Annotated in this window: 7 protein-coding genes; 3 read left to right on the top strand and 4 right to left on the bottom strand. The window is 70.1% G+C overall.

The features are described from left to right. Nucleotides 1-125: 125 nt before the first annotated feature. Nucleotides 126-566: an Lrp/AsnC family transcriptional regulator gene (locus PV679_RS33360; protein ID WP_319684693.1), complete on the bottom strand. Its 441-nt coding sequence runs from the start codon at nucleotides 564-566 to the stop codon at nucleotides 126-128. A gap of 204 nt (nucleotides 567-770) precedes the next feature. Between PV679_RS33360 and PV679_RS33355 the strand changes: the two genes are divergently transcribed. Beyond that, nucleotides 771-1,169 carry a hypothetical protein gene (locus tag PV679_RS33355; RefSeq protein WP_319684692.1) on the top strand — a complete coding sequence of 133 codons (399 nt, stop codon included), beginning with the start codon at nucleotides 771-773 and terminating at the stop codon, nucleotides 1,167-1,169. An 85-nt stretch (nucleotides 1,170-1,254) separates the two neighbouring features. On the opposite strand, the gene PV679_RS33350 is transcribed toward PV679_RS33355, so the two are convergent. After that, the gene (locus PV679_RS33350) at nucleotides 1,255-2,427 is read right to left on the bottom strand and encodes an acyl-CoA dehydrogenase family protein (protein ID WP_319684691.1); all 1,173 of its coding nucleotides are present in this window, start codon (nucleotides 2,425-2,427) and stop codon (nucleotides 1,255-1,257) included. A gap of 392 nt (nucleotides 2,428-2,819) precedes the next feature. Between PV679_RS33350 and PV679_RS33345 the strand changes: the two genes are divergently transcribed. Beyond that, nucleotides 2,820-4,079, top strand: coding sequence for a glycoside hydrolase family 18 protein (locus PV679_RS33345; protein ID WP_319684689.1), 1,260 nt, complete (start codon nucleotides 2,820-2,822; stop codon nucleotides 4,077-4,079). A gap of 72 nt (nucleotides 4,080-4,151) precedes the next feature. Here PV679_RS33345 and PV679_RS33340 read toward each other — a convergent pair whose 3' ends face one another. Beyond that, nucleotides 4,152-4,844 carry a TetR/AcrR family transcriptional regulator gene (locus PV679_RS33340; protein WP_319684688.1) on the bottom strand — a complete coding sequence of 231 codons (693 nt, stop codon included), beginning with the start codon at nucleotides 4,842-4,844 and terminating at the stop codon, nucleotides 4,152-4,154. 218 nt (nucleotides 4,845-5,062) lie between these two features. On the opposite strand from PV679_RS33340, the gene PV679_RS33335 reads away from it, so the two are divergent. Further along, a complete protein-coding gene (locus tag PV679_RS33335; RefSeq protein WP_319684686.1) occupies nucleotides 5,063-5,602 on the top strand; it encodes an excalibur calcium-binding domain-containing protein in 540 nt (179 codons plus the stop codon). 60 nt (nucleotides 5,603-5,662) lie between these two features. Here PV679_RS33335 and PV679_RS33330 read toward each other — a convergent pair whose 3' ends face one another. Continuing rightward, nucleotides 5,663-7,294, bottom strand: a complete 1,632-nt coding sequence (locus PV679_RS33330; protein ID WP_319684684.1) for a TROVE domain-containing protein — start codon at nucleotides 7,292-7,294, stop codon at nucleotides 5,663-5,665. Nucleotides 7,295-7,305 lie beyond the last annotated feature (11 nt).

Genomic DNA, 7,305 nt, shown 5'->3' with positions numbered 1-7,305 from the left:
TGTCGAAAGGGAGAGCGCGCGGAGGTTCGCGAGGAACGAGCGAATCGAGCACGGTCGACCGTCGACAGTGGCATAAAGCGCCCGGAGGCGAACCGAGCCTTCAAAAAAGAGGAGTACCGAGCCCCTCAAAAAGACGGCGGCCGGGACTCGTACGGTGTCGAGAGCACCACCGTCGTGCGGGTGGAGACTCCGGCCAGGGAGCGGATGCGGGTGAGTAGGTCCTCCAGTTCCAGCGGGGCCGCTACTCGTACCTTGAGGATGTAGTTCTCGTCGCCCGCGACGCTGTGGCACGCCTCGATCTCGGGGATTCCGGCCAGCCGGTCGGCGATGTCGTCGGGTGCGCTGGGGTCGAACGGTTTCACCGAGATGAAGGCCGTCAGGGGCAGGCCGACCGCCTCCGGGTCGACGACGGCGGCATAGCCGCGGATGACTCCGCGCTGCTCCAGTCTCCGTACGCGCTGATGCACCGCCGAGGTGGACAGGCCGGTGGCCTTGCCCAGGTCGGTGTAGCTCATCCGGCCGTCCTTGACGAGCAACTCCACGATCTGACGATCCAGCTCCTCCATATGGATCAACCTATGGCCCAGGCCGGTTTCCGGCACAGTCGGCGGCGGTCCGCCGGGGCATCTGCGAAGGGCATGTGACGAAGGACACAGGCTTGTGACCCGGTCGGTCGAGACCTCACGGTTACCCGGCTCGCGGGAGGGGAATTGCTTGCTGTGGTCGAGACCACAAGTGCCTGGTCGGCCCACCCGAGGGGGAATGTCTCCATGCAGAGCCTGAAGCGAACCGGACGTAGCGAACCGGAGCCTGTTGATCTTGTCGATCCCGACGAGCTCGACTTCTATGACACCTTCGAGATGTACCGGGTCGTCTGCCCCGACTGTGTGCAGCCGATCGCGCTCCTGGCGGACGAGGACGTCCTGCCGGAGCACGCGCTCTGCCCCTCCCCGTGGAATCCGTTCGTGCTTTCGGTGTGCGCCGGTACGGGACGCCCGGCGGCGGACGCCCGGCCCGCCGACGAGACGGTCAAGGCCCAGGAGCAGGACACCGCACTGCTGTTGACGCTTCCTCAGGGACTCGACTGGCGGACGCAGCCCTTCTCGCATGTCGGCGGCCCGGGCTCGCGCCCGTTCAAGGTGCCGACGATGCAGCGGCACGCCGCCTGAGGCAGCATCTCGCAGGGCCCCGGCACGATGACTGATCGCAGGTCAGAGAGCGCGCCGGGGAAGCCAGTTGAGTGGCAGCGGTCGGTCAGCGGGTCTCCGGGCCCGCGAGATGCCGTGCGATCACCATGCGCTGGATCTGGTTGGTGCCTTCCACGATCTGCAGCACCTTCGCCTCACGCATGTAGCGCTCCACCGGGAAGTCCGTGGTGTAGCCGTAACCGCCGAGCACCTGAACGGCGTCCACGGTGACCCTCATCGCCGCGTCCGTGCAGAACAGCTTGGCCATGGCGGCCTGTTGGGAGAACGGCCGGCCCGCGTCGCGCAGCCGCGCCGCGGCGAGGTAGAGCGACCGCCCGGCCTCGATCTGAGTGGCCATGTCGGCGAGCAGGAAGCGCAGCCCCTGGAAGTCCGCGATGGGTCTGCCGAACTGCAGCCGGCCTGTGGCGTATCCGACGGCCTCGTCCAGGGCCGCCTGGGCGACACCGATGGCGCAGGCGGCGATACCGAGGCGGCCCGAGTCCAGCGCGGACAGCGCGATCGCGAAGCCCTGTCCCTCCTCGCCGATCCGGCGGTGGTCGGCCACGCGTACGCCGTCGAAGTGCAGTTGCGCGGTGGGCGAGCCCTTCATGCCCATCTTCTTCTCGGGAGCGGCGGCGTTCAGTCCTGGCGCGTCGCACGGCACCAGGAAGGCCGTGATGCCCCGCGCGCCTTCTCCGCCCGTGCGGGCGAGCACGGTGCAGAAGTCCGCGATTCCACCGTGGGTGATCCATGCCTTGGTGCCGGTGATGATCCAGTCGTCACCGTCCCGTACGGCCTTGGTACGGAGCGACGCGGCGTCCGAGCCGGAGGCGGGCTCGGAGAGGCAGTAGGCGCCGAGGAGACCGCCGCCCAGCATCGCCGGGAGGAACTCCGCCCGCTGCTCCTTGCTGCCGTATCCGGCGAGGGCGTGGCAGGCCAGAGAGTGGACGCTGACGCCGAGGCCGACGGTGAGCCGGGCCGCGGCGAGTTCTTCGAGTACCTGGAGGTAGACCTCGTAGGGCTGGTCCCCGCCTCCGTACGCGGAGTCGTAGGGAAGGGCGAGCAGGCCCGATGCGGAGAGCAGGGTGAAGAGTTCGCGCGGGAAGTGGCCCGTGTCCTCCTCCTCGGCGGCCCTGGGGCTGATCTCCCGCTGGATGATGTCGCGTACGAGGGCGACGAGGTCCCTGGACTCCTCGGTGGGCAGCTGACGTTCCACCGGCTGCGGGGCGCGGTCGGACATGGCGGCGCTCTCCTCCCTGTCGGGGCGCTGCGGCGGTCGCGCGCGCTGGGTGTGGCGGCGCCGCCGGCTGGGGTCCGGGGGTGCCCCCGGACAGCAGTTCTACCCAGCCGATGCTGCCCTCCCGGATCGCGGAAGCGGCTGACCAGCGGCTGTGGCGCGTTGAGTATGCCCGATCGGCGGTCCGCCGTCACGGGCCGGAAGGCTCCTCCTCGTACGGCGGACTTGGTCCGCACCATTGACCCCAGTGGTCTAGTCCTTCTAACGTCCCCCTGTGCGCATTCCGCGTTCATGCCAAGTCCATCTCCGATGCCACGCCGACGTCCTGGCCGGCGGTCCCTTCCGTCGCCCGGCCGTTCCCCCCACTCGCTCTTCCTCCCCCACGAGGAGACTCCATGCTCAAGCTCCACCGCCCCCGCGCCGGGTTCCGGGCGCTGATCGCCACCGCGTGTACCGCCGTCCTCGGCGTCGCCCTGCTCTCCGGAGCGAGCACCGCCTCGGCCGGTGAGACAGACCGTTCCGCGGCCTCCACCGTCTCCGCGGCGCCCGCCGCGGCCGGCGACAAGGTGGTCGGTTACTTCACCAACTGGGGCGTCTACGACCGGAATTACCACGTCAAGAACATCGAGACCTCCGGCTCCGCCGACAAGCTCACCCATATCAACTACGCCTTCGGCAATGTCACCGGCGGCAAGTGCGTGGTCGGGGACTCGTACGCCGACTACGAGAAGGCGTACACCGCCGACCAGAGCGTGGACGGCACGGCCGACACCTGGGACCAGCCGCTGCGCGGCAACTTCAACCAGTTGCGCAAGCTGAAGGCGCTGCATCCCGGTCTCAAGGTCATCTGGTCCTTCGGCGGCTGGTCCTGGTCCGGCGGCTTCACCGAGGCGGCGAAGAACCCGGCCGCCTTCGCGCGGTCCTGCCGCGACCTGGTCGAGGACCCGCGCTGGGCCGATGTCTTCGACGGCGTCGACATCGACTGGGAGTACCCCAACTCCTGCGGACTGACCTGCGACACCAGCGGGCCCGCGGCCTTCAGGGATCTCGCGTCGGCGCTGCGCGGCGCGTTCGGTTCCGATCTGGTGACGGCGGCCATCACCGCGGACGGTTCGGACGGCGGGAAGATCGACGCCGCCGACTACGCGGGCGCCGCGCGGTACCTCGACTGGTACAACCCGATGACGTACGACTTCTTCGGCGCCTTCGCGGCGCAGGGTCCCACCGCGCCGCACTCGCCGCTCACCTCCTACGAGGGCATTCCGACGGAGGGCTTCAACTCCGACGCGGCGATCACCAAGCTGAAGGGTCTCGGCATCCCGTCCGAGAAGCTGCTGCTCGGTATCGGCTTCTACGGACGCGGCTGGACCGGCGTCACTCAGAAGGAGCCGGGCGGCACCGCGACGGGCGCGGCGCCGGGGACGTACGAGGCGGGTATCGAGGACTACAAGGTCCTGAAGAACACCTGCCCGGCCAACGGCACGGTCGCGGGCACGGCGTACGCCTTCTGCGGCAGCCAGTGGTGGAGCTACGACACGCCCGCGACCATCGCCGGGAAGATGGCGTACAAGGACCAGCAGGGCCTCGGCGGCACCTTCCTCTGGGAGCTCAGCGGTGACACCGCCGACGGTGAACTGATCAAGTCCATCAACTGACTTCTGCCCGGTCGCGGCAGGCGCGAATGACCCGCCGGGGGCGGGGTGCCTCGGCGGCCCCCGTCCCCGGCGTCATATGTCCGGCGAGTCCGCCACGGGGTTCCCGGCGTCCGCGCGGCCGGTGAACGGCCGCCAGTGAGGGTCCGGCGGCGGCGCCGGGCACTCCGGCGCGAACTCCTCGATCGTGTTCAGTGTGTGACGCAGCATGCGCACCAGCAGATCGCGCGGGATCTCCAGGGTCAGTTCCTGATGTCCCAGCCATTCCAGCGTGAGCCACTCGACGCTGCTGAGCCAGCCGAGCAGCGCGAGCCGGGCGATGGGCGGGATGTCCCTGCGGCCGTAGGCGCCTTCGGCGACGGTGGAGACCAGGCCGGTGCGCACGGCGTCGCGGATCGCCTGCACCTGGGTGTCGAAGCCGACGCCGCCCGTGATGATGGTGCGGTACGCGGCCTCGTTGTGCTGCGCGAAGTACAGATATGCCTCAACCGTGCGCAGCACGCGTTCGGTACGCGGCAGCTCCGGGTCACTGGCGGCGAGTGTGACCAGCTCCGCGACCGAGTCCTCGACGATGGCGAGGTAGTAGCCGCGCTTGTTCCTGAAGTAGTAGTAGATCAGCCCCTTGGCGACCCCGGCGTGCCGGGCGATGTCATCCATCGACAGCGCGTCGTACGAGGTGTTCGCGAACAACTTCCGCCCGGTCGCGATGAGTTCGGCGCGCCGCTCCTGGGAGCGTAAGGACGCGCCGGGCTGTTGACTACGTTTCACATTCGCGTCCTGGTCTCCGGCTGCCACAGAATCCCCGCAGTATCGCAGAGGCCCTCGGCGGGTCCGCCGGGCCGGTCTCCCGCGGTGGTGATAACTCCGCTCCGCGATATCTCCATACTTTGGTCACAACTGCATCACCAACGGAACGTGTCCGGCACGAGCCGCCGGCCGGCGCCGTTACGGTCATCCCCTCGCGAACCCGTCCCTGGGGGGATTTCATGACCTGGAACAACCAGCCGCCGCGGCCATCGCAGTGGGGACCCGCGCCCCAGCCGCCCGCATCCGGCGGCCCGAATCCTTACGCGATATCTCCGGCCCGGCCGCGATGGGCGCGTAAACGCGTCATCGTCCCGGCCGCCCTCGTGCTCTTTCTGCTCGGTCTCGGCATCGGCGGAGCCGGCGGCAGCACGGGCCCGGCGCAGGCGGCCGGCCCGAAGCCCACGCCCGCACCCACGGCCACGGTCACCGCCTCCGTTACGGCGACGGCGACCGCGACCGCCACGGTGACGGCTGAGCCGAAGCCGGCGCCCACCGTCACCAGGACCAGGACCGTGCGGGTCACCGTGGCTCCGGCCGCTCCCGGCACCGGCGGCGACACCGGTGCCGGAGACAACGGCGACTCCGGAGGTGGCGCCGGCTCCGCCTACTACGCCAACTGCGCCGCCGCACGGGCCGCCGGCGCCGCTCCCGTCCACAGTGGCGACCCGGGCTACGGCCGCCATCTCGACCGGGACGGTGACGGCGTCGGCTGCGAATAGGCCTCGGCGCACGACGGCGCTCCCGTCGTCCTCTCGGGGACGACGAGGGCGCCGGGCCGCTCAGGCGGCCTTCGTCCAGGGCCACTTGGCGTCGCGGCCGGACTCCAGGAGCGGAATCATCCGGAACGCCTGATCGGTGAGACCGCCGAACGTATGGCGGCCACGGCCGCCGGACGGCGCGTGCCCGGCCTCGTATCCCGCGAGGTTCCAGGTGTAGAGCGGGGTCGACTCGGGGACCGCCTCGGTGATGTGCGCGCTGTCGTGACCGGCCTGCTCGTCGGTGACGATGACGACCCGCTGGTGACCGCGGAAGGTCTCCCGGAGCGCGGCGGCCGTGTCCGTACCACCGCCGAGGAACCAGCCGCCGTCCTTCCACTTCCGTACATCCGCGAGCAGCGAGCCGCCACGGGTCAGCGGGAACGCCTTGACGCGCGCGCCGGGCCGATCGTCCCAGTACCGGCGCCTCGACGAGAACGACACCACGTCGGCCGTCGCGCACCGGCGTCCCAGAGCGATGCCGAAGAGGGCCGCCGCGTCCCAGCGCATCAGCGTGCCGTCCCGTGAGAAGGGCTCGTCCATCGAGCTCGATGTGTCGACGAGGATCAGGGTCCGTCCCGCCACCGCCGGGACGTTGGCGAGGGACGCGGTGAGCGCCTTGTCCAGGGCATGGCCCCAGCGCAGCGAAGGAGCCGTGTTGAAGGCGGAGTAGAAGCGCATCGGGAGCTGCCGCGAGCGCGCGACCCGCTCCGGGTCGGCGAGCGTCTGTGCCACCGTCCCGGCGACCTCGTCCGAGACGCCGGCCGTGTCGAAGTTACGCAGATTCCGCAGCAGCGCCATGTATCCCATCGACGGGATGACAGCCTCCCAGGCCGCCTTGTCCATGGGGCCCTGGAGCCAGCCGGCCAGCGTCTCCCAGGGCAGTCGCGCGGCATGGAACTGGGCGCTCTGGTCGGCGGTGCCCCGCCCCAGCACGATGGCACGGCGGTTCTCGACGGGCACGGCCATGAGCGCGGTGTGCGCGCGGACCACGCCGAGCCGGTCCGGGACGGCGGTGTCGCGGTGGTAGCGGCGGTCGAGAGCGTGTGTGAACAGGTCGCCCTGCCAGGGCTTGTCGTCGGCGGGAGCGGCGTGGACGAGGTTGAGGACATCGCCGAACCGGTAGCCCTTGGTGGCGGTGTCGTACTTGAGCAGGGACCGGTCGGTGTAGAGGCGCCGGACGGCGTCGGCGAGGCCCCGCTTCACCGGCTTCGGCAGGCGGCGTCCATGGCGTGAGGTCCAGTAGCCGAGGAACTCGCCGGGCTCGTCGGCGCGTTGGAGCACGGAGTCGATCACCTGCCGCGAGTGACCGGGAGCTTCGCGCAGCAGGCGTTCCGCGGTGAACTCGGCGGCGCCGACGAGTGCGGCGGTGCGCATGTTTCCCTCGCCGCGCAGCCATGTGAGCAGTCCGGCCGTCCACTCCGGGTCTTCGACGGCGAGCTCGCGCACCAGTTCGGTGTAGCGGTCGTCGCGCCGGCCGCCGGTCTCGTAGAAGGTGTCGGTGCCGACGAAGTTGGAGACGGCGAGCAGGAACAGCTCGGAGCGCGCGTCGCGGAGGTGGCCGGCGCCGCCCTGGTGTGTGGTGGAGAGCTCCCCGGTCGTGGTCACGGGAGAGCTGACGGCCTTGCGGGCGGCGCGTGTGTTGAACCTGGACATGGAGTCACGCC

Source organism: Streptomyces sp. AK02-01A (assembly GCF_033795305.1).
Classification (GTDB): domain Bacteria; phylum Actinomycetota; class Actinomycetes; order Streptomycetales; family Streptomycetaceae; genus Streptomyces.
Note: the sequence above shows the minus strand (reverse complement) of the source record. Positions and strands in the feature narration are given on the sequence as shown.